Here is a 24,229-nt window from a genome sequence, read left to right as displayed (position 1 = left end):
GTATGGCAGTTTATAAGATGACTCCTACAAAGGGGAATTTAATAAAAGCTAAAAAAACATTGGATTTTTCCAAAAAAGGTTACAATCTTTTGGACAAAAAAAGGACTGTCCTCATCAAAGAAATGATGGGGCTAATGAAAAAAGCACAAACGCTTCAAGATTCCATTGAAAAAGAATTTGATGAAGCCTACGAGCTTTTAACAGAAGCATCCATAACTGTTGGAACTGATAGACTTGAAGAAATTTCCCATTCGATTAGTCACGAAAAAGAATTTGATATAATTTACAAATCAGTAATGGGAGTTGAAGTTCCGAAAATTCAATCTGAAAAATCAAAAGCTGAAGCACAATACGGTTTTTTCCGAACAAATGCTTCGTTTGATAGAGCTGTTCTTGCATTCAACAAAATCAGAGAGACTATCTACGAATTGGCTGAAATGGAAAATGCAGTGTACAAATTGGGTAAGGAAATCAAAAAAACTCAAAAACGCGCCAATGCGTTGGATAAAATACAAATTCCAAAATACGAAAAGTCAATTAAGAATACAGAAGATATCTTAGCTGAAAAAGAAAGAGAAGAATTTTTCAGATTGAAGATGGTCAAAAAGAAAAAGAAGTAATTTTCGGTTGGGCAGATGATTGCCTGACCGATTTTTTTGTTTGTGAATGATAACGGTTTGGGGTATTATATAAAGAGAGGTGATTTTATGTGTAATTGGGATTTGTCCAAGATGTATAAGGACAAGAACGCAATCGAAAAAGATATTAAATTAGTTAACGAAAATATTAATAAAATTGATGAATTGAAGAAAAATGAAAAGGATAACTTCATAGAAATATTGGATTTACTTTTCGAAACTGACAGAGTAATGGATAATTTGTACACTTACGCTTCAATGAAAAAAGATGAAAACAGCAAGGTTTCAGATAGTGTCAAATTGGAATTGGAATTGTCATCATTGTATAACAAGTTGCAATCAAGATTTTCTTTTGTTGAACCATTTGTTTTATCATTAAAAGAAGATGAACAAGACAAACTTATCAAAGAAAATCCAAGTTATGAAATATTCTTCAAGAAGATTTTGAGATTTAAGGAACACACTTTATCTGCAGAAGAAGAAAACATTATTTCACTTATGAGTGAAGCGATGTCAAGCCCACACAATGATTTCTACAGTTTGCAAAACACAGATATGGAATTTCCTTATGTAGAATCTATTGGTGAAAAGCTTACCAATGCTAATTTTGTTCCATTTTTATCTAAACTTCCTCGCGAACAAAGAAAAGAAGTTTTCGAAAAATATTACGATGAATTGGCGAAGTACAACAACACTTTTGGCTCTACTTTGTATGCAAACATTAAAAACTTGGTAATTTTATCTAAGATTAAAAAATACGACAGTGCAAGACAAATGGAATTGTTCAACGACGATGTTGAAGAAGTAGTCTATGATAATTTAATCGACATTGTGCACGAATACTTGCCATATATGTACAAATACTACAAGGCAAGAACAAAATTGTTGGGATTAGATGAGCACCACATGTACGATGTTTATGTTCCATCTACAAAAGGTTTCGACCGTGAAATTCCGTTTGAAGAAGCGAAGAAAATGGTAATAGAAGCTGTTAAACCAATGGGCGAAGAATATCAATCAATTATGAAGAAGGCTTTCGAAGAAAATTGGATTGATGTTTATCCAAAAGATGGCAAGAAACCTGGAGCATACAGTTGGGGTTCGTACGATTCATATCCATATATATTGATGAATTACACAAATGACGTGGATTCTGTGTTCACTTTGATTCACGAGCTTGGACATTCTCTTCACTCATATTATTCAAGAGCTAACAATGAGTTCAAATATGCAGGCTACACTATATTTGTCGCAGAAGTTGCAAGTACTTGCAATGAAATGTTGTTGTTGGATTATATGATTAAAAACGCTAAAAACGACGATGAAAAGTTGTATTTGTTAGACCATCACATCAACTCATTCAAATCAACGATTTTCAGACAAACAATGTTTGCGGAATTTGAAAGAGAAACTCACAAATTGGTTGAAGAAGAAAAGGCATTAACTGGCGAAGATTTCAACGAAATATACCTTAACTTAAACAAAAAATACTTTGGAGATAGCGTTGTATCAGATGATTTGATTAAGTACGAATGGTCGAGAATTCCTCATTTCTACAATAATTTCTATGTTTACAAATACGCAACAGGTCTTAGCTCATCATCAATATTGTCACAAAAGATTTTGTCGGGAAATGAACAAGATTTGGAAAATTACAAGAATTTCTTGAAAGATGGCAACAAACACTATCCTCTAGTGCAACTCAAAAACGCAGGCGCGGACATCAAAGACAAGGATGTTTTGAGAATTGCATTTGAAGTTTTCAAAGAAAAAGTACTAGAATTTGAAAAAATTGTCAATAAATAGAAAAATACTATAAAGAATTTGGCAGAAATTAACATAAAAATAATCGGTAAATAGTATGAATTTAGAATTAAAACACATTAACAAATCTTTCGGAGACAACAAAGTTCTGACGGATATTTCTTTCAAAGTAGAAAGTGGAAGAGCATTTGGATTTTTAGGTAGAAATGGTGCCGGTAAAACAACTACAATGAGGATAATCACCGACGTTTTGAGTGCTGACAGTGGACAAGTTCTCATCAACGGTTCGCCTATAAATCACAACGAATTAAAGATTGGCTACCTTCCTGAAGAACGTGGATTGTATTCAAATGAGAAAATCTTCACTCAGTTGTATTACTTCGCAAGGCTTAAGGGAACTGACAGGAGAAACGCAAGGCAGAACGTTCGATATTGGCTAGACCGCTTTGACCTCGCAAAATACAAGAACAGAAAATTGTCGACTTTGTCCAAGGGATTGAGACAAAAAGTACAAATAATTTCCGCACTTTTGAATGACCCTGATGTTTTGGTTTTGGACGAGCCTTTTTCAGGGCTTGACCCAATCAATGCCCACGAATTGAAATTGGCAGTGGGGGAATTTATTCAAAACCAAAAAATAGTAATATTTTCCAGTCATTTGATGAGTTATGTAGAGGAATTTTGCAGAGATATTTGCATAATAGAAGAAGGTAGAATAATTTTGAATGGCGACGTCAATGAAATAAAACATTCTATGGCGGAAAAAAAGATGTTGTTGAATGCAAATAATATGGGGATTTGGGAGTTAAAAGAACTATTAGAGGCAAATAATTTTATCTATCCAGATGCAGTTGTAAGAGAGTTCAAGCTTTTGGTGAGACTCACTGAAAATGTCACAAAGGAAGATATTTTAGAGTTTATGATGCTCAACCAAATCGACATAAATTGCTTTAGCCAGTATGAACCAAGTTTACAAGATGTTTTTGTGTCAAAGGTTGGTGTTAGAGAATAATGAAAAAATTTAATAGAGTATTTAATTTCGAATTTAACTCAATAATTAGACACAATTCGTATTTGATATCGACATTGGTAATAGCGTTGTTGGTTTTTGCGTTGACATTTTTGCCTAGATTTATCCCGAATTTTTTGGGCAATAGAAATTTTTCTGTAAATCAAAATGCAACGATAGATTTGAACACGTTGACATTCAAGAATACTTGCATTTACTCAAAAGATTCCAGCATCGATGTAAATTATTTGAAGACGATAATGGGACTAAAAGATACTGATGTAAAAAATTCAGAAAACGAAGTAGTTGAATCGGTAGAAAAAGGCGATTACAACATAGGATTTGTGATTGACAACACCAAAAAATTTGATTCATTCATCAAAAACAAAGAGTTTATGGATGACCATTCAGAAAGATTCACAAAAACACTGGAAAAATACAATTATGACAAAAGCCTCATAGACAACGGCGTAAATCCAGAATTAATTGAGAAAAATTCAAAAGCAAAAATCAGCTTTTCGGAAAAAGTTTTGAACAGAGATAGATCGCACTCATTCGTTTTCTCAATTGTATTTGTAATTCTTTTTGATATGATGATTTTGTTCTACGGAAGCGTAATGAGCAACAATATTTCAAGAGAAAAAAAAGACAAGACGATAGAAGTGCTCTTGTCATCGGCAAAATCGAGTGTTTTTGTGCTTGGAAAGCTACTAAGTTCGGCGCTTCTGGGAATAATGCAGTATTTTGTGTTCATAATTTCAGGGATACTTGGAATATTTATCAATAAAAAATTCTATCCAGAAGGAATTTGGACATTTTTCACAAATACTTTGAGCGTTAAATTTCTGTTGACAATAGCTTTGTTCGTGGTTTTTGGATTTATTTTGTATTTGATATTGTTCCAAATAATCGGATTATCAGTAAAAAGAACCGAGGACATCAATTATCTAATAGTACCGATATTTTTGGTGCTAGTGGGATTGTTTTTTGTAATAGTAAATTCACTCGGAAAAGAAAGTGACATTTTGATAAAAATTTTATCTTTCGTTCCATTTTCATCTGCGATATTAATGCCAGTGAGGTTTTTAATCAGCGATGTCAAATTGTTGGAAATTGGAATATCATTTGCTTTAATGATTGTAGTAATCGCAATAATGCTTATGAAATCAATCAAAATGTATAAAAAAAGTGCTATGGAAAACATAGATTAGTGTTGACAAAACAAAAAAACAATGATAATATACTACTGAAACAATTTGATAATTATCTTATTAAGAGAAGTGGAGGGAATGGGCCCGACGAAACTCAGCAACCTATTTAATTAGGTGCTAAATCCCACAGGATTATCCTGAAAGATAAGTTTACATATCCTTACCTTTTGGGTGAGGATTTTTTTATGGAGGTATTAATGAAAAATGTATTTTTAACATCAGAATCAGTAACTGAAGGTCACCCAGACAAAGTCTGTGACCAAATTTCAGATGCGATTTTGGATGCAATCATAACCCAAGACAAAAACGCCAGAGTTGCTTGCGAAACTTGTTCAACAACTGGATTAGTGATGGTAATGGGAGAAATAACTACAACAAGCTATGTTGACATAAGACAAATAGTTAGAAAAACTTTGGCAGAAATTGGATACGACAACGCAGATTACGGAATTGATGCGAGAACTTGTGCAATCATAACTTCATTGGAGGAACAATCTTCAGACATTGCACAAGGAGTTAACGAATCCGAAGAGTACAAAGGAAATAAATCAGACGAATACGATATGTACGGAGCAGGAGACCAAGGAATGGTGTTCGGTTACGCAACAAATGAAACAGAATCAGGTTTGCCATTGCCATTGGAATTATCACACAAATTGGCGAGAAGACTTGCGACAGTAAGAAAAGAAAAAATCTTGAACTATTTGAGACCGGATGGCAAAACACAAGTAACTGTAGAATACGAAAACGACGTTGCCAAAAGAATTGAAGCCATCGTAGTTTCAACACAACACGACCCAGACGTTGATTATGAACAATTAAAAGAAGACATCAAAAGAGAAGTTATATTGAAAGTAGTCGACAAATCAATGATTGATGAAAACACAAAATTCTTTATCAACCCAACTGGAAAATTCGTAATCGGAGGACCAATGGGAGATGCCGGACTAACTGGAAGAAAAATAATCGTAGACACATACGGTGGATTCTGCAACCACGGCGGCGGAGCATTTAGTGGAAAAGACCCTACAAAAACAGACAGGTCAGCTGCTTACTTCGCAAGATATATAGCCAAAAATGTCGTAGCAGCAGGACTTTGCGACAAGTGTGAAGTGGGATTCTCATACGCAATCGGAGTTGCAAAACCAATCAGTATGTTCATAAATACATTTGGAACAAATAAAATCGAAGAAGAAAAAATCGTTGAAGCTATAAACGAAAACTTCGATGCAAGACCAAAAGCTATTATCGACAAATTGGATTTACAAAGACCAATTTACAGAGACGTAGCAAGCTATGGACATTTCGGACGAAATGATTTGGACTTGTCTTGGGAAAAATGCGATAAAGCAGAAGCATTGAAGAAATATCTATAAAACAAAAATCAGTGAATGTTGAAATATTTCACCACTCACTGATTTTTTTTGCGACAAAAAAAGATAGCTAAAAATTAGCTATCTGAATATGTATGGCGGGAAATGGTAGGAATCGAACCTACCCGGGCAGCTCTTAACTACCTGAGACGGTGTTGAAGACCGCAGGGCACACCAGCACCCATCAATTCCCAAATACTTAAATATTATATCAAAAATTTCACTTAATTACAAACTAATTACGAATTTTTTATTGAAAAAATTTGTACAAATTGAACTGACAATTAAATTTGATATTTCATATTACTCAAAATGCCAGTTCAATTTGCGAAGTTAAAATCAACTACTTAAAATCTTTTATTTTTACTCTGTCATTTTCAATTCTCTTAGTGAATCCTTTTATATCCAAAGTTTCCAACAAAGTGATGGCGCTTTTTCTGGAAATATCCAAAGCATCCTTCAATTGTTTTACATTCAAAGTTTTGTTGTTTTTAAAATGTTCATCAACAGTTTTTATAAATTTGTCGTAACATTTTTTTGAAATCAAGAAATTATCTCGTAAAATAACGACATCTTTTTGCAACAAAATTCCGAGGATGGTCTTGTCTTTTTGATTGTGAACTACATTTTCAATCTTAAACAACTTGTCGAATTGATTTTGGCAAATATCTTGAAGCATTTTCTTTCTGATTTTTTCGTCTTCATCACTCAACATAACCTTGTGGGACTTACTCGAAATAATTCCAGCTTCTTCCATCAAAATCTCTTGGTCAATTAAATCTTTTATCATAAAATTGAAGAAAGTCCTGTCATCGTCTAGTTGAAGTTTTTTGAGAAGCTCTTCCTTGTTAATTCCGGGCAACAGTGGATTTGTCTTATGGAATGATATTACAAACATTTTTAATTTTCCTAAAAGCTTAAGATAAGAATTTTTCTCCAAAACTTTATCGTTTCGAATGACAACCTTGTCTTCTTGTCTCAAATTCTCTAACTCTGCTAAAACTTTATCCTTCGATTCTGATGAATAAAATACCAAATCATCAATTTTGGTTGGATAAATCTCGTCTTCCAAATAATTCAAAATAATATCTTTTATTTTTCCTTCTTCTTTAATTTTGAGATTTTCGATTATTTCCTCATCAAACAACTTGTGTTTTCTAACCGAGCCATCGATAATAATACCCCCACCAATTGTCACTTGTGGCGAAAATTGTCTCAAAATAAATGGGTCAGAAGTTTTTGCGTAAATTTTTTCTTCAAGCCTTATTTGAACTAAAGCCTGAGTTCCAGGTTGTATAATTTGCTTGTCAAGAGGAACAACTCTGCCGAAAATCTCCTTTGTACCATGGAAAATTCTAACTCTGTCCCAGTGGTTAAGGGGCGATGCACTTTCGAGCAGTGTCAATCTAACATCAATCATATTAAAAGGCTTCAATGAATTTTTCTTGGCAATAATATAACCACGTTCAATCTCGTCTAAATTCAAGTTAATGTTCAACGCAACTCTCTGAGATGGGTGAGCGACATTGGCATTTTTATTGTGAACTTGAATGTTTTTGATGTTAATATCTCTCTCCAAAGGATAAATATAAGAATCTCCTTTGTAAATATCGCCATCCAAAAGAGTTCCGGTTACAACTGTGCCGATTCCTTTTACATTGAATTTTCTATCTATATTGAGTCTGTAATCTCTTTCGGCGTGCTTTTCTTTCAATTTTTTTGATTCAGAATCTATCATTTGAATCAAATTGTCAATTCCTCTTTTAGAAACAGAATCCACTTCACAAATAGGACAATTTTCTAAGAAAGTTCCCTTGACCAAATTTTTTACCTGTTCGATGGTTTTTTCTGTTTCTTCGTCAGTTGCCAAATCTCTTTTTGTCAAGACGACAATTCCCTCTGTTTTATTTAAAAATCTCAGTATGTCTAAATGTTCAACCGTTTGAGGCATAACACCTTCCTTACAGTCAACGCAAAGAAGAATCATATCCATTCCAAAAGTACCAGTCATCATATTTTTTACAAATTTTTCGTGTCCTGGAACGTCGATTATTCCAGCTCTTTGACCACTTGGAAGGTCAAAATAGCTAAAGCCCAAATCAATTGAAATTCCTCTCTTTTTTTCTTCCGGTAGCCTGTCAGTACTATTTCCGGTTAAAGCTTTTATTAATGTAGTTTTTCCGTGATCAATATGGCCAGATGTACCTATAATAAAATCCATATAACCTCCAATTATTATTTAAAAATATTTTACTATTGAATATTATACCATAATCCGTTATATTTTACTAAATATAAGGAAATTATTTTCACGTTATTTTCACGATAACAATTTAATTTAATAAATGATAAATAAAAAATGAATAAGCGAATAAGTACTGTAGAATTTAGTGATATATTTTTATCAAAACGATACATAAAAAAGGAAATATATACATAGTAATATGCGCAAAACAGCACTTAAAGAAATTGATAATGAATATTAATAAACATTTTAATGAAAATATTAATTTACTTTAAGTAAGATAAGTGATATAATAAAAATTGTAAAAAGTAAATTTTATAATATCGTTATAGGAAAACATTTTTATAGGAGGGTATATGAGTTTTACATTTGACTTAAAAGAACATGCTTCACAAGTCGAAGAATTTCGTGAATTTGTTAGAAGCAAGAAGGATATCAAAGGTCCTTTAATGCCTGTATTACAACATGCACAGGATGAATTTGGATATTTGCCAAAGGAAATCATTACTACTATTTCAAAAATATTAGAAATTCCTTTGTCGGAAATTTATGGTGTTATAACATTTTATGCACAGTTTTCATTGATTCCAAAAGGTAAATACGACATTCAAGTTTGTGAGGGGACTGCTTGTTATGTAAAGGGCTCGCAAAAGGTATCTGAAAAACTACAGGAACTGTTGAACATTCCAGAAGGAAGCACAACAGAAGACCAAAAATTTTCCATCTCACCTTGCAGATGCGTTGGATTGTGTGCACTGGCTCCGGTTATTGTTATTAATGGAGATGTTTATGGAAAGGTAGAAGTTAAAGAACTAAAATCTATTATTGAAAAGTATAATTAATTAGGGGTTTATTATGAATATACAAGAACTTAATAAAATAAGAGATAAGTATGCACTAAACATTAAAATGCGTGAACTTGTTAAAGACAAGATTTATGTAGAGCATACTAATCCAAACGAAAAACAGATAGTTGTTTGTGGCGGAGCTGGTTGTGAAGCTACGGGAGCAAAATCTTTAGTGGAAGAATTTAAAAAGTACATTGAAGAAGAAAAAATAGAAAATGTTGTAGTTGTTCCGGTTGGCTGTATTGGACTTTGCGAAACTGGCCCAAATGTTGTTGTCTATCCAGAAGGGATTTTCTACACGAGGGTTAAATTATCTGATGTTAAAAATATAGTCGACAAATCTATCGTAGGTGACGAAGTTGCAGAGGATGTCGTTTACGAAAATGCAAAACAAGATGGAAAAATCTTAAAATACAATTCAGTTGATTTCTATGACAAACAATACAAAATTGCTCTTAGAAATGTAGAAAAAATTCAATTAGAATCTTTGAATGAATATATTGGTGCGGATGGTTATCAAGCATTACATAAAGCCATTTTTGATTTAGACCAAAAAGAAATAATTGAAGAAATGAAAAAATCTGGATTAAGAGGTCGTGGTGGAGCAGGTTTCCCTACAGGAAGAAAATGGGAATCAGCTTACAGAGTTGAAAACAATCAAAAATACGTTATTTGTAATGCAGACGAAGGTGACCCGGGAGCATTTATGGACAGAGCTATCCTTGAAGGAGACCCTCATTCTGTATTGGAAGGAATGGCTATTTGTGGTAGAGCAATTGGCGCAAATCAAGGTTTCATTTACGTAAGAGCAGAATACCCTATCGCAGTTAAAAGACTTAGAATAGCTATCAAACAAGCAAAAGAAATGAATCTTTTGGGAGATAATATTTTTGGCTCTGACTTCTCGTTTGACATAGAATTGAGATTGGGTTCAGGAGCATTTGTTTGTGGTGAGGGTACTGCGTTGATGGAATCAATCGAAGGTAGACGTGGAATGCCGCGTACTAAAATCTTCAGAACTGCTGAAAAAGGATTGTGGGGCAAACCTACTGTAATCAACAACGTTGAAACTTTTGCCAATGTTCCAGCAATCATGTATAGAGGAGCTGATTGGTTTACAAGTTTCGGTACGAAAGGTTCACCGGGAACAAAAGTATTTGCATTAGGTGGTAAAGTTGTTAATACTGGATTGGTTGAAGTACCAATGGGTTCAACTTTAAGAGAAATAATTTTTGATATTGGTGGAGGCATCAAAGGCGGCAAAAAATTCAAGGCTGTTCAAACAGGTGGTCCATCAGGTGGCTGTATTCCAGAAGAATATTTGGACACTCCAGTTGACTTTGAGTCTCTTGGTGAAATAGGCTCAATCATGGGTTCAGGTGGAATGATTGTAATGGACGAAGATGATTGTATGGTTGACATTGCGAGATTCTTCTTAGAGTTTACTGTTGATGAATCGTGTGGTAAATGCGTTCCGTGTCGTGAGGGAACTAAGAGAATGCTTGAAATATTGGAAAAAATAACTTCCGGAAACGGAGAAGATGGAGATATTGAAGCATTGGAAGACTTATGTGACACAATAACTTGTGCATCGCTTTGCGGTCTTGGACAAACAGCTCCAAATCCTGTTATTTCTACATTGAAGTATTTCAGAAATGAATATGAAGCTCATATCTATGACAAAAAATGTCCAGCTCACGCTTGTAAGTCTCTTCTTTCTTATGAAATTACTGACAAATGTATAGGTTGTACAAAGTGCGCAAAGAATTGTCCGGTAAATTGTATTGAAGGAGCTGTTAGAAAACAACATATTATAGACAAATCTCAATGTATAAAATGTGGTAATTGTGAATCTGTTTGTCCAGTTCATGCAGTAGTTAGGAGATAGATAAAATGATTACTGTAACTATTGATGGAAAAGTTATTCATACTGATAAGCCGAAATTTATAATTGAATTGGCCAGAGAAAATGGAATTGACATTCCAAATTTATGTTATGACAAGAATTTAGATGTTGTCAGTGCTTGCAGGCTTTGTCTAGTTGAAATCGAAGGCAGTAAGAAGCTAATGACTGCTTGTTCAACGCTTGCAAAAGACAATATGGTTGTTCATACAAAAACCGATAGATTAATCAAACACAGACAGAGGATTCTTCAATTGCTATTGGATTCTCATCCGAATGATTGCTTGACATGTCAAAAATCAGGAGAATGTCAACTGCAAAAGTATTCTTATGAATACGGAGTTAGATTTAGAGAACATAACGGAGCAAGGAGAGAAAAACTCGTTGATAATTCATCCCCGTACATTGTTAGAGATGATAGCAAGTGTATTTTGTGTGGCAAATGCGTCAGAACTTGTAGCGTTATGGACGATAGAAAAATTCTCAACTTCTCGAACAGAGGATATGAAACTAGAATTAATTTAGACGTAAATGACACGTTTGAATCTTCATACTGTATATCTTGCAACAGATGTGTTGTGGCTTGTCCTGTAGGTGCTCTTATGGACAAGAGAGCGATGAATTTGGGAAGAAATTGGGAATTAGAAACTAAAAAAGTACAATGCAAAGTGTGTGAATATGGTTGTGAGTTTGAAGTTCTAAAGAGAAATGGCAAAAATATTGCACTTAGAGCATCTCAGCCTGACAATGGAAGACCACTTTGTTTGAAGGGTAGATTGACAACGGAATTATTGAATGTTGACAATCCAAAGACTCCTTATAAGAAAATCGGCGGAGAGTTTGTTGAATCAAGCTGGACTGATGTTTTGGGAATGAATAAAATATTGAAGAAACTTGAACAAATAAAGGGAAAATAGGAGAGATAAAATGAAAAGAGAACAATTGATTTCTATAATTGATGAAGCTGTTAATAGAGAAGATGATTCATATACTTTCTACAAACTTGCAGCAGAAAAGGCACAAGATACTCAAACAAAAAGTTTGTTTGAGAGACTTAGCAACGAAGAATTAAAGCACAAAGATTATTTGGAAAAATTCCTTCAAACAAAAGCTAACACTATCAAAATCGACGACAGTGAAGATTACAATTTATCACAAGAAATCGAACGCCCTAGAATGACAACTGAAATTAATTTTACAGATGCTATAAAATTAGCGATTAAAAGAGAAGAAGAAGCTATGCAAATGTACGCAGACATAGCTAATTCTTGTTTGGATGAGGCTGAAAAGGGTATTTTTGAAGGATTGTCAAAAATGGAGAAAAGACACAAAACTGAATTAGAGGAAATGTTCTTAAACGTAGGATTTAACGAAGTTTGGTAGGTGAATTATGTTAAATATAAATATTGATGGTATTGATATTCAGGTTGAAGAAAATACCACTGTATTACAAGCGGCGAATAAAGTTGGGATAGATATCCCGACGCTATGCCATGACAAATACCTAAGTGAATTTGGCGGTTGTAGAATGTGTCTTGTAGAAATTGAAGGTTCAAGAAAGCTTCAAACATCATGTTCTACAATGGTAAAAGATGGTATGGTCGTAAAGACAGAAACCGATAGATTAGTAAAAACAAGACAAAACATTCTGAAACTTTTGATGATGAATCACCCAAAAGATTGTTTGACTTGTCCAAAAGTTGGAAGTTGTAGATTACAAGATTTGTGCTACAGATATGGAGTTAAAAATCCTGAAGTTTTAGGAAAATATGGAAATTATGACATTGCGGTACAAAATCACGAAATTGATGACAGTAATCCTTTAATATTTAGAGACCAAAATAAGTGTATATTGTGCGGGAAATGCGTAAGAGTTTGCGAAGAGGTACAATGCACGCATACTATTGATTTTAAAAACAGAGGATTTGAGTCTTACATTTCAACAGCTTTTGATTTGCCTTTGACAAAAGACAATTGTCGTATGTGTGGTCAATGTATAAGCGTATGTCCAACAGGTGCTCTTATCAACAAACAACTTAAAAATTCAAGACCATGGGAAGTTAAGAAAGTGAGAACAACTTGCCCATTCTGTGGTACTGGTTGCCAATTTAATTTGGTTGTAAAAAATGGAAAAGTGCAAGGGGTCGAACCATGTGATGGTTATGTAAATCAAAATTCACTTTGCATTAAAGGTCGTTTTCACACGGATATGATTCACTCAGATGAAAGATTGACTTCACCGTTGATAAGAAAAAATGGTGAATTGGTTGAGTGCTCATGGAATGAAGCAATAGGATATGTTGGAAATAAATTGAGAGAAATCAAGTTGAAATACGGTCCAGATGCTATTGCCGGTTTGAGTTCTGCAAGGTGTACGAACGAAGACAACTTTGTGTTCCAAAAAATGATGAGAGCGGCGATTGGCACGAACAATGTCGATCACTGTGCGAGAACCTGACACGCTCCAACAGTTGCAGGTCTTGCAGCTACACTAGGAAGTGGAGCCATGACAAACTCTATCGAAGAAATTCTGAGTGCAGAATTGTTATTTGTCATTGGTTCAAACACAACAGTTGCTCATCCTATTATTGGTAATAAGATGAAGCAAGCAGTCAAAAATGGAACTAAGCTAATTGTTGTAGATCCAAGAAGAACTGATTTAGCAGAAGAAGCAGATATTTGGTTGAGATTAAATCCTGGTACTGACGTATTTTTGTTGAATGCGATGATGAAAGTTATCATTGAAGAAGGATTAGAAGCGAAAGATTATATTGAAGCTCGTGTAGAAAACTTTGAAGGTTTGAAAAAAACTGTAATGAAATACAATTTGGAAGATGCTGAAAAAGTTACAGGAGTAGACAAGGAATTAATCAGAAAAGCTGCTTTGATGTATGCTACAACTACAAAAGCTGGTATATTCTACACGCTAGGCATCACTGAGCACACTCATGGTACAGAAAATGTAATGAGTTTAGCAAATTTGGGAATGTTAACAGGTCACGTTGGAATTGAATCAGGAGGAATAAATCCTATAAGAGGTCAAAACAACGTACAAGGTTCTTGTGACTTGGGAGCTTTGCCAAACACATATCCGGCTTACGCAAAAGTTACAGACCCAAAAGCTCGTGAGTTTTTCGAAAGCGTATGGAAAACACCATTGAGTCCAAATTTAGGATATCAAATTCCAGAAATGTTTAATCAAGCAGTTAAGGGGAATTTGAAAGCAATGTATATTATGGGTGAAGATCCTGTTTTGTCAGATCCAGACGCAAATCACGTAAAGAAAGCGTTGAACAATTTGGAATTATTGGTAGCACAGGATATATTCCTTTCTGACACGGCAAAATTGGCTGACGTTGTATTCCCAGCAACTTGCTATGCGGAAAAAGATGGAACGTTCACTAACACAGAAAGAAGAGTCCAAAGAGTTAGAAAAGCTGTAGAAGCTCCTGGACAAGCTAGAAATGACTGGTCAATTTTGTGCGATGTGTCCAAGATTATCAATCCTAACGTAAACTTTGATTACGATACAAGCGAAGATGTTTTTGAAGAAATGAGAGTAACTATGCCAAGTTACAGAGGAATGACTTACGAAAGAATCGACAAAACTGGATTACAATGGCCATGTCCTACAACTTCTCATCCTGGTACGAAATATCTTCACAAGGGAATTTTTGCTAGAGGCAAAGGTCAAATGATGGAAATAGATTATAGACCATCTGAAGAATTGCCATGCGAAGAATATCCAATGTTATTGAGCACAGGAAGAATGTTATATCACTACAATATCACTACAAGATATTCAAAAGATTTGGAAGATGTAAGTCCTTACGAACTTGCAGAAATTAATCCGGTCGATGCAGAAAGATTGGGCGTAAAAGATTTGGACACAGTAAGAGTCACATCGAGAAGAGGAAGTGTTGTAACTCGTGTTGTTGTCACAGATAAAGTTTTACCTAATATGCTATTTATGACATTCCATTACAGAGAATCTCCAGTAAATGAATTGACATCAGACCATTTCGATCCAATAACAGGAACTGGCGAGTACAAAGTATGTGCTATTCGTGTAGAAAAAGTTGATTTACATCCAGACAATGAACATAAAATTCAAAGGTTCGTCAATATGGTAAATCTCGTTTCTGAAAAGGATAAAAAAGTAATATAAACACACATCAAAAAATCCCAGATTTAAAAAATCTGGGATTTTAATATTTCAGTATTTATTTCAGAATTTGTTGAATAATTTCCAGTAATTTGTCGTTTGATTTTTCATCTAAGATACAAAATCTGAAGAAATATTCGTTCAAATTATTAAAAGAACTACAGTCTCTTATAATTAGTGTATAAGGGATTAATTTCTCCCTTAATTCGTGAGCTGTAATTTTTTTGTCCAAAATTTCCACTAATACAAAATTAGATTCTGATGGGTAAACTTTCAAACAATCAATTTTACTCAAATAAGAGATCATTTTGTTTTTTTCTTTATTGATATATTCGAACACTTTTTTGTGATAGGTCGTATCGGTGAACATCTCTGTTCCGAGAATTTCCGCAAATATATTTATATTCCACAAATTTGTGTTTTTTGTAATCTCATCATATAGGTTTTTGTTGCCGATTATTCCATACCCAAGCCTAATTCCCGCTGCGGCAAAAAACTTTGATGTGGAGCGCAGAACCAACAAATTGTCAAATTTTTTAGTCAATTCTATAGAGGAATAAGTGGAGACATCTGAAAATTCAACGTAAGTTTCATCAATCATAAAATAACAATCACACGAATTTATTATACGCTCTATTTCTCTGTTGTTGAGTGCGAATCCAGTTGGGTTATTAGGATTTGTGAGCACAACTAGTTCCACATTGTTTTCTTTAATTAAATTGATTAATTTTTCTGAATTTATCGAAAAATCATCGTTTTTGTTCAAATCATAAGAGATTATATTTGCGTTTATTTTTTTTAGTTCGTTTTCGTATTCTGAGTAACTTGGGTTAAATATTAGTGCATTTTTAGGATTTATCAAGGATATGAATGATGAAATCAAATTAGTAGTTCCAGATGTTAGTATTATGTTGTCTCTGGAAATATGAGTGTATTTTTCGATTGATGAAAGTAAATCATCGTAGTTTGGGTCAGGATACACTCCGACTTTGTTCAAATTTTGAGTAAGCTTTTTCATTGCTTTTGGGCTTGGACCCAATGGATTGACGTTTGAACTAAAATCTTTTATGTCATCAATACTAAAACCGTATTTTTTTTGAATCTCAAAAAGATTTGCTCCGTGAGTTGATTTCATAAAATTCTCCTTTTAAAAAACTTATAAAATGTTAATTCCCCTTGTTTTATCCAATAATATAGAAATAGATTCTTCTCTGTTGATGTGGTGAATAAACTCGCTCATAAGTTCGCTCATATCAACTGCGTGGAACCAGTCTTTGTTTTTGATGTCATCAGGTACATAAGTTAGGTTTGTAGAATATACCGCATCTATGTATCCTTCTTTGTGCATTTGGTCAAACTTTGAAGCCCCTTCAGTGAACAACGCAAAACTTACTGCACAGAAAATTCTGTTTGCTTTTTGTTCTTTTAATTGTTTTGCTATGTCAATTACAGAACCACCAGATGCAATCATATCATCTACTATTAGGATGTCTTTGCCTTCGACTTCGCGTCCGATGTATTTGTGTTCTATTATTGGATTTTTTCCGTTAACTACTTTTGTGTAGTCACGTCTTTTGTAGAAAAGACCGATATCTTGTTTCAAAATGTTTGAATAGTAGATTGCTCTATCCATAGCTCCTGTGTCTGGAGAGATTATTATCAATCCTTTTTTGTCTAATTCTTCAGAAGTGATTTTTTCGTTTTCCAAGAATTTAGTTACTATTTCAGCTGTTGGATAAATGTTTTCAAATGTCATTAGTGGAATGGCGTTTTGTACGTTAGGGTCATGAACGTCAAATGTGTAGATTCCATCTACTCCCATCGATTCTAATTCTTGAAGTGCCATAGCACAGTCTAGGGATTCTCTCGATTTACGTCTGTGTTGACGTGACGAATACAAAAGAGGCATCATAACATTGATACGGGAAGCTTTTCCGTTTATTGCTGAGATAACTCTTTTTATGTCTTGGAAATGTTCATCTGGACTTATTATGGTTTGTTCGCCAAACATATTGTATTTCATTCCGTAATTTCCGACGTCTGATATTATAAGAACATCTCGACCTCTTACAGATTCGTCGATTGTAACTTTACCTTCACCATTGCTGAATCTCGATTCAGTTATTTTCAATAAATAACTTCTTGTTGCACCGTTTTTTTTCATTAAAAGTTCATCAACTTCTTTTGCCAAACCTTCAATGTTTTTCATAGCTATAATTCCTAGTTCTCCGTATGGAAACTCTTCAAATTTTGATTCTGACATAAGTCCTCCTTGAATATCACTTTATATATAAAGAATATCACAAAAAAATGGCGCGTTCAAATTTAAATAAATTGATGATTTTTGATATAATTTTAGAGAAAGGTGTTTTGTTTATGAAAAGTATTGACGACGAAAAATTTATGATTGAGGCAATCAATCAGGCAAAAATTGCATATGATTTGAACGAAGTTCCCGTTGGATGTGTCATTGTAAAAAATAAAAAAATTATTGCAAAAGCTTACAACAGTGTTGAAAAAGATAATAACGCATTGATGCATGCGGAAATCAAAGCTATAAACGAAGCATCCCAGGTGATTAAAAATTTCAGATTAGATGGTTGCACGATGTATGTGACGTTGGAGCCTTGCGTGATGTGCACGGGGGCGTTGGTTTACAGTAGAATTTCCAGGATAGTATTTGGCTCTTATGATAAAAAAAGAGGGGCTTGCGGGTCGTTAATGTCACTTAACAATTACGAAGGGCTCAATCACAAGATAGAAGTTGAAAGCATTATGCAGGATGAATGTTTGGATTTGTTGCAGAGTTTTTTCAGGAGGATTCGTGAAGAAAATAAAGATAAATAGATTGAGTGATTATTTAAGACAAACATATAAGACTAAATTGTACAAGTTGCCGCTGGACGGTGGTTTTAGTTGTCCTAATAGAGTGAAATCAAATGGCTGTATATTTTGCTCTGAAAGTGGTTCGGGAGAGTTCACGTTTAAGGATTATTCAATAAAAGAGCAAGTGGATTTGCAAATCAAAAGACTCTCAGAAAAGAAAAAAGCGGAAAAATTTATTGCGTATTTTCAATCGTTCACCAACACATTTAAACCTGTAAATGAACTAGAAAAATTATATTACGACGCGATTGACAACGAAAATGTTTTGGTGTTGGACATCGCTACAAGATGCGACTGCTTAGACGATGATAAAATAAAACTTTTGGTTGAATTAAATAAAAAAGTTGACGTGTGGGTTGAGATGGGGCTTCAATCCACAAAAGAGTCGACTGTGAAATTAATCAATCGAGCATTCGACAATAATTTGTACTTTGATATGGCGGATAAACTTATGGACAATGGTATTAAAGTTATCTCCCATATTATTGCAGGCCTTCCGTTTGAAAAAGAGGAGGATTTTTTAAATAGCGTATATCAAACGCAAAGGCATAATATTTGGGGGATTAAAATTCATTCATTATATATACAAACAGATTGCAGATTGTACGATTATTATCAGAAAAACCCCTTCAAGATTTTGACGATGGATGAATACACTGATTGGGTAGTCGACAGTTTTAAAATATTAAACGAAAATACTGTTGTTCACAGAATGACAGGTGACGCATTTAAACCCAAGCTTTATCTTCCTAAATGGTCTTGTGATAAATTAAAAGTTATTTCACAGATTAATAGAAAAATTAAAACATATAATAACTAATTAGTTGAACTTTTTTCAAATTTGCAATATACTAACTAGATATAGAATTTGGAGGGAATAGTGCAATGAAAATCCACATGGGATTGGATGTAGGTTCTACTACAGTCAAGCTTGTAATAATAGATAAAGATTTTAATATTTTGTACCAAGAATATACAAGGCATCGTTCTGATATCGAAGAAACTACCAAAAATGTTCTCAAAAAAGCATACGAAAGTCATCCTGAATTTAAAAACAGTGACTGCACTATTATGGTTACTGGAAGTGGTGGAATGTATGTTGAGGATAATTTAAATATAGAATTTATTCAAGAAGTGGTAGCCGGCACGACTGCTATAAAAAAATATATCCCCAATGCTGATGTAGCGATTGAACTTGGCGGCGAAGACAGTAAAATAACATACTTAAAAGGAAATGTAGAACAGCGTATGAACTCCATCTGTGCAGGAGGAACGGGAGCATTCATCGACCAAATGGCCTCTTTGTTGAAAACAGATGCGGCGGGTTTGAATGAGCTTTCAAAAAATCACAAAAAAATTTTTTCAATCGCAAGTAGATGTGGAGTATATGCCAAGACTGATATACAAGCTCTTATAAATCAAGGGGCAACAAAGGAAGATATGGCGGTTAGCGTGTTTCAATCCGTTGTGAACCAAACAATTTCGAATCTCGCTTGTGGAAGACCTATTCAGGGAAATATTGTTTTTTTGGGAGGACCTCTTTATTTTTTATCTGAATTGAGAAATAGATTTGTCACTACATTAGATGACGGAGTAAATACATTTTACAGCCCTGAAAATGCACAAGTTTTTGTAGCGTTGGGAGCTGCAATATCATCAATGGATGGCAAATTAGTGAAGTACGAAGATTTGTTAAACAGACATTACGAGAAAAAACTAGAATCATCGGAAGAATTAAACCTTGAAGCTTTATTTAAAAATGATGAAGAAAAATCACAGTTTTACATAAATCATAAAAAATCAAACGTGAAATTCAAAAATATTGACGAAGTTCAGGGAAACTTATACATTGGCATTGATGCGGGTTCAACAACTAGTAAAATTGTAGTGATTGATGAAGATTGTAATATTGTTTATGATTTTTATGCGAATAATCAAGGTAATCCACTGGATTTAGTAAAAGAACAAATATCTGTGATTTATTCAAAATTGAACAAAAATCAAAAAATTGCAGGCACAGGAATAACTGGCTATGGTGAGGATTTTATCAAACAAGCATTGTCGGTCGATTTCGGAGAGGTTGAAACAATAGCACACTTGACTGCTGCGAGATATTTTGACCCGAAAGTTGATTTCGTTTTGGATATAGGCGGACAGGATATGAAAGCAATGCACGTAAAAGATGGAATAATTGACTCTATTCAATTAAACGAAGCGTGTTCTTCTGGTTGCGGTTCGTTTATCGAGACATTTGCCCACAGTCTGAACCTAAGCGTACAAGAATTTCAACAAAAAGCTCTCGAATCAGAAAATCCGGTTGATTTAGGGTCAAGATGCACTGTTTTTATGAACTCAAAGGTAAAACAAGCGCAAAAAGAAGGCGCTAGCGTAAGTGATATAGCAGCAGGGCTTTGCTATTCAGTAATCAAAAATGCCATTCAAAAAGTAATCAAGCTAAGAGATCCATCAAAATTAGGAGAACATATAGTCGTTCAAGGTGGAACATTCTATGGAGATGCGATATTACGAGCATTCGAAAAAATAACAGGGAAAGTTCCAACAAGGCCTAATATATCTGGACTTATGGGAGCTATGGGAATGGCACTTTTATCAAAGGAAAAATCGACGGGATATTCTACGATTTTGTCACAAGATGAACTTGAAAAATTTGATTACACACAAGAGCAATCAGAGTGTAAATACTGCTCGAACCATTGCAAATTGACCATAAACAAATTTGCAAACGGAAAAAATTTCGTGACAGGAAATAGATGTGAACGTGGAGCTGGAATTATTCTCGACAAAAAAGACAAATTACCAAATTTGTACGATTACAAAAACATGAGATTATTCAGGTACACAAGTTTGCCAAAAGAAAAATCAAAAGCGACAGTTGGCATTGCCAGAGTCTTGAATATGTATGAAAATTATCCTTTCTGGCACACTTTCTTCACTAATTTAGGATACAGAGTTGTGTTGTCATCGAAATCATCCAGGAAAATCTACGAAAAGGGAATCTCAACTATAACAAGCGAAACTTGTTGCTATCCTGCGAAATTAGTTCATGGACACATCGAAGATTTACTTGAAAAAAACGTAGATATTATATTTTATCCATCGGTTTTTTACGAAAAAAAAGAGTACGACAAGGCCAATAATCACATCAATTGTCCTGTGGTTACGGGATATCCCGAGGTGATAAAAAACAACGTCGATAAAATCAAAAATGTAAAATACTTCAATCCTTTCATTTCTTTCCAAGATAAGGACAAATTGAAAAAAAGACTAATAGAAGAATTAAAAGAATTGAAAATAGCAGACAAGGAAATATCTAACAGTGTTGACAGAGCTTGGGACGAACTCGAAAAATACAGAAGAGATGTAAAAATCGAAGGCAAAAAAGCTCTAGTGAAACTGAGAGAAATGAAAAAAAAGGCGATTGTTCTTGCAGGTAGACCTTACCATATTGACTCTGAAATAAACCACGGAATACCAGAACTGATAACATCACTTGGACTAGCCGTTTTGTCAGAAGATTCAATAATTGATTATGACGATGATGTGGACAGCGATTTGAGAGTGTTGGATCAGTGGGTTTACCACTCGAGACTTTACAGAGCTGCTGAAATTGTGGGAAACAACAAGGATTTAGAAATGGTGCAACTAAATTCGTTTGGATGCGGTATAGATGCCGTTACAACTGACCAGGTCAACGAAATTTTATCGGCGAAGGGTAAAATATACACTGTATTAAAAATTGACGAGATAAGCAACTTGGGAGCTGTAAAAATAAGAATACGCTCTTTGATAGAAGCGTTGGAAAAACAAAAATTCGTAGCTAATGTCAAACAATCATATCACGTTGAAAAAGTAGAGTTCACGGAGAAAATGAAGGAGACGTACACGATTTTAGCACCACAAATGGCACCCGATCATTTCGAAATTATGGAGTCACTTCTAAAAAACAGCGGATATAAAATTGAATTTTTGAAAGATGTAAATTCAAAAGTAATAGACGAGGGACTAAAATATGTAAACAACGATGCGTGTTATCCATCAATCACAGTTGTTGGACAAATGATGGAAGCTATAAATTCTGGAAGATACGACACTGATAAATTAGCTCTACTAATGACTCAAACTGGAGGAGCGTGCAGAGCCAGTAACTACGTTGGATTTATAAGAAAAGCTTTGAAAGAAGCGGGATATGAAAAAATTCCGGTAATAGCACTTTCCTGGCAAAAAATCGAAAAAAACGAAGGATTCAAAATATCTCCTTTAGTTTTTCAAAAATTGATAGTGGCTATTTTGTATGGGGATTTGATAATGCGATTGTCAAATTACACAAGAGCTTACGAAAAAGAAAAACAAACAGATATTTTGAAATCCAAATGGATTAAAGAATGCAAAAAAAGAGTTCTGAAATCGAGTAATAAATTTTTCAAAAAAACTGTCGACGAAATCATTGATGATTTTTCTAAAATCGAACTTGACGATACAAATAAACCAAAAGTTGGAATAGTAGGAGAAATTTTAGTAAAATATTTACCTCAAGCTAACAATAATTTACAAATTCTCTTGGAAAAAGAAGGATGCGAAGTTGTTATGCCAGATTTGATAGACTTTGTGTTGTATTGTCTCAGAAATGAATATCACAAGGGAAATTTCTTGTCGAAGTCAAAATTCACAGGATTTATGTGCAATATGGGAGTGAAATTCATAGAACACTACAGAAAATACATTAGAAGTAGATTAAAACAATCAAAATTCACTCATCCACTTACAATTCAACAACTCGAAGATTACGCACAAGAAATTGTATCACTCGGAAATCAATACGGAGAAGGGTGGCTGTTGACTGCTGAAATGATTGAATTAATCCACATCAACGCCAACAATATTGTCTGCATTCAACCATTTGGTTGTCTTCCAAACCACATCACAGGTAAAGGTGTAATAAAAAGGATAAGACAATTGTACCCACAGTCAAATATTATTCCGATTGATTATGACCCAGGAGCAAGCGAGGTTAATCAAATAAACAGAATCAAACTTATGCTTTCACAAGCAAAAGAAAAAATCAAAAATTAATTTTCATAAAAATAAAATTAGTGTACATTTTTATTGTTTTTGATATAATTAAATAAGCGTATGACAAAGCACTGGTTATGCCGAGTGCTTTTTCTATTAATATATGAAAAAATTGGAGGAAAAAATGAAGAAAAGGGCTGTTATTGTCTTTTTTATATCACTAGCATTATTCTTGGGAGGATATTTTGGTGCTGGTAAATTTTTGGGAAGTTTAAAAACAACAGGCTCCGACATTAAAGGCGATGAATTAGGAAAAAACAACGTAATTGAACAAAACATTCCGGATGAATTTTTGTTTGTATTATTGGGAATAGACAAGGAAGTTAGTTCGACAGACCATCAAAGGTCCGATACGATTATGGTGTGCAAAGTCAATTTCAACACAGGGAATGTTGATATACTTTCAATTCCTAGAGATACTCAAATCAGATTGAACGGAAATATCCACAAAGTAAATGCAGCGCACGCTTATGAGGGACCAAAAGGTTCGTTGAAGGCTTTGAGAAATTTGTTGGGATTGGACATTGACTACTACGCAGAGATAAATTTTGACAGCGTAGAGCACATCGTTGATGCAATGGGAGGAGTTGAAGTGGACTCTCCAGTTGAAATCAACGTTGAATCAAGACATATTCACATACCGGTTGGAAAATCGAAACTAAACGGTGACGAGGCGTTGCAATATGTAAGAGCTAGACATCCTTTTGGTGGTTCTGATGAATCCAGAATTAAAAATCAACATTATTTTTTAAAAACATTGTTGAACCAATTGGTTAGTCCTTCTAACATTACAAAATTACCAAAAATGATTGAAATTTTCAAAAAAGATGTTAAGACCAATATTCCTTTAGGGGATATGACGGCGTATTTGACAAAATTGCCAAACTTTTCACCTGACAAAATACACAGCTACATTTTACCGGGCGAGTACAAAGATGATGGAATTAGCTGGTATATCGCTGACAAAGAACAAACATCGGAAATTGTAGACAGATTATTTGCTGAATACAAATTAGATGAACAAACCACTAACGACGAAAACAAAGAAGACAACGAAGACAACAACGAGAATCAAAATAATTAGAGGTTTTGTCTC

The 24,229-nt window shown here is 34.0% G+C and carries 16 protein-coding genes, 1 tRNA gene, 1 pseudogene and 1 riboswitch; of the genes and pseudogenes, 14 read left to right on the top strand and 4 right to left on the bottom strand.

What is annotated here, in order from left to right; all coding sequences use genetic code 11:
• The first annotated feature begins 2 nt into the window (after positions 1 to 2).
• From Q0X02_RS01425 to metK, 5 genes are all read left to right on the top strand, one after another.
• The gene (locus Q0X02_RS01425; RefSeq protein WP_297810457.1) at positions 3 to 620 is read left to right on the top strand and encodes a V-type ATP synthase subunit D; all 618 of its coding nucleotides are present in this window, start codon (positions 3 to 5) and stop codon (positions 618 to 620) included.
• 87 nt (positions 621 to 707) lie between these two features.
• On the top strand, positions 708 to 2,444 hold the full coding sequence (gene pepF / locus Q0X02_RS01420; RefSeq protein ID WP_297810454.1) for an oligoendopeptidase F: 1,737 nt from the start codon (positions 708 to 710) through the stop codon (positions 2,442 to 2,444).
• A 55-nt stretch (positions 2,445 to 2,499) separates the two neighbouring features.
• Positions 2,500 to 3,414 (top strand): ABC transporter ATP-binding protein, encoded by a 915-nt coding sequence (locus Q0X02_RS01415; protein WP_297810451.1) that lies wholly within the window; start codon positions 2,500 to 2,502, stop codon positions 3,412 to 3,414.
• On the top strand, positions 3,414 to 4,622 hold the full coding sequence (locus Q0X02_RS01410) for an ABC transporter permease (RefSeq protein WP_297810448.1): 1,209 nt from the start codon (positions 3,414 to 3,416) through the stop codon (positions 4,620 to 4,622). Before Q0X02_RS01415 ends, Q0X02_RS01410 begins: the two co-directional genes overlap by 1 nt.
• Positions 4,623 to 4,676: 54 nt before the next feature.
• Positions 4,677 to 4,773: riboswitch (SAM riboswitch) on the top strand.
• Positions 4,774 to 4,819: 46 nt separating this feature from the next.
• Positions 4,820 to 5,998: a methionine adenosyltransferase gene (gene metK, locus Q0X02_RS01405; protein ID WP_297810445.1), complete on the top strand. Its 1,179-nt coding sequence runs from the start codon at positions 4,820 to 4,822 to the stop codon at positions 5,996 to 5,998.
• 93 nt (positions 5,999 to 6,091) lie between these two features.
• On the opposite strand, the gene Q0X02_RS01400 is transcribed toward metK, so the two are convergent.
• Both Q0X02_RS01400 and selB read right to left on the bottom strand, forming a co-directional pair.
• Positions 6,092 to 6,188 (bottom strand) — tRNA-Sec (locus Q0X02_RS01400).
• Between the two features lie 150 nt (positions 6,189 to 6,338).
• Positions 6,339 to 8,216 carry a selenocysteine-specific translation elongation factor gene (selB, locus tag Q0X02_RS01395; protein ID WP_297810442.1) on the bottom strand — a complete coding sequence of 626 codons (1,878 nt, stop codon included), beginning with the start codon at positions 8,214 to 8,216 and terminating at the stop codon, positions 6,339 to 6,341.
• A gap of 380 nt (positions 8,217 to 8,596) precedes the next feature.
• On the opposite strand from selB, the gene nuoE reads away from it, so the two are divergent.
• From nuoE to fdhF, 5 genes and pseudogenes are all read left to right on the top strand, one after another.
• Complete coding sequence (nuoE, locus tag Q0X02_RS01390) at positions 8,597 to 9,082, top strand: NADH-quinone oxidoreductase subunit NuoE (protein ID WP_297810439.1); 486 nt, start codon at positions 8,597 to 8,599, stop codon at positions 9,080 to 9,082.
• Positions 9,083 to 9,095: 13 nt separating this feature from the next.
• Positions 9,096 to 10,976, top strand: coding sequence for an NADH-quinone oxidoreductase subunit NuoF (locus Q0X02_RS01385; RefSeq protein ID WP_297810436.1), 1,881 nt, complete (start codon positions 9,096 to 9,098; stop codon positions 10,974 to 10,976).
• A gap of 5 nt (positions 10,977 to 10,981) precedes the next feature.
• Complete coding sequence (locus Q0X02_RS01380; RefSeq protein ID WP_297810433.1) at positions 10,982 to 11,908, top strand: 2Fe-2S iron-sulfur cluster-binding protein; 927 nt, start codon at positions 10,982 to 10,984, stop codon at positions 11,906 to 11,908.
• A gap of 10 nt (positions 11,909 to 11,918) precedes the next feature.
• Positions 11,919 to 12,374 (top strand): ferritin family protein, encoded by a 456-nt coding sequence (locus Q0X02_RS01375; protein ID WP_297810430.1) that lies wholly within the window; start codon positions 11,919 to 11,921, stop codon positions 12,372 to 12,374.
• Positions 12,375 to 12,381: 7 nt separating this feature from the next.
• Positions 12,382 to 15,072 (top strand): annotated as a pseudogene (fdhF, locus tag Q0X02_RS01370) (formate dehydrogenase subunit alpha); the annotation flags it as partial.
• 142 nt (positions 15,073 to 15,214) lie between these two features.
• Here the strand turns inward: fdhF and Q0X02_RS01365 are convergent.
• Together Q0X02_RS01365 and Q0X02_RS01360 are read right to left on the bottom strand one after the other, a co-directional pair.
• The gene (locus Q0X02_RS01365) at positions 15,215 to 16,291 is read right to left on the bottom strand and encodes a histidinol-phosphate transaminase (RefSeq protein ID WP_297810428.1); all 1,077 of its coding nucleotides are present in this window, start codon (positions 16,289 to 16,291) and stop codon (positions 15,215 to 15,217) included.
• A gap of 21 nt (positions 16,292 to 16,312) precedes the next feature.
• Positions 16,313 to 17,419 (bottom strand): ribose-phosphate pyrophosphokinase, encoded by a 1,107-nt coding sequence (locus Q0X02_RS01360; RefSeq protein ID WP_297810425.1) that lies wholly within the window; start codon positions 17,417 to 17,419, stop codon positions 16,313 to 16,315.
• A gap of 113 nt (positions 17,420 to 17,532) precedes the next feature.
• Here Q0X02_RS01360 and tadA point away from each other — a divergent pair, with 113 nt between their 5' ends.
• From tadA to Q0X02_RS01340, 4 genes are all read left to right on the top strand, one after another.
• Positions 17,533 to 18,003: a tRNA adenosine(34) deaminase TadA gene (gene tadA, locus Q0X02_RS01355; RefSeq protein WP_297810422.1), complete on the top strand. Its 471-nt coding sequence runs from the start codon at positions 17,533 to 17,535 to the stop codon at positions 18,001 to 18,003.
• Positions 17,981 to 18,862 (top strand): TIGR01212 family radical SAM protein, encoded by an 882-nt coding sequence (locus tag Q0X02_RS01350; RefSeq protein ID WP_297810419.1) that lies wholly within the window; start codon positions 17,981 to 17,983, stop codon positions 18,860 to 18,862. Before tadA ends, Q0X02_RS01350 begins: the two co-directional genes overlap by 23 nt.
• Positions 18,863 to 18,927: 65 nt before the next feature.
• The gene (locus tag Q0X02_RS01345) at positions 18,928 to 23,133 is read left to right on the top strand and encodes an acyl-CoA dehydratase activase-related protein (protein ID WP_297810416.1); all 4,206 of its coding nucleotides are present in this window, start codon (positions 18,928 to 18,930) and stop codon (positions 23,131 to 23,133) included.
• A 124-nt stretch (positions 23,134 to 23,257) separates the two neighbouring features.
• Complete coding sequence (locus Q0X02_RS01340; RefSeq protein WP_297810413.1) at positions 23,258 to 24,217, top strand: LCP family protein; 960 nt, start codon at positions 23,258 to 23,260, stop codon at positions 24,215 to 24,217.
• The last annotated feature ends 12 nt before the right edge of the window (positions 24,218 to 24,229 follow it).

The organism is uncultured Finegoldia sp. (assembly GCF_947252345.1).
Classification (GTDB): Bacteria; Bacillota; Clostridia; order Tissierellales; family Peptoniphilaceae; genus Finegoldia.
Note: the sequence above shows the minus strand (reverse complement) of the source record. Positions and strands in the feature narration are given on the sequence as shown.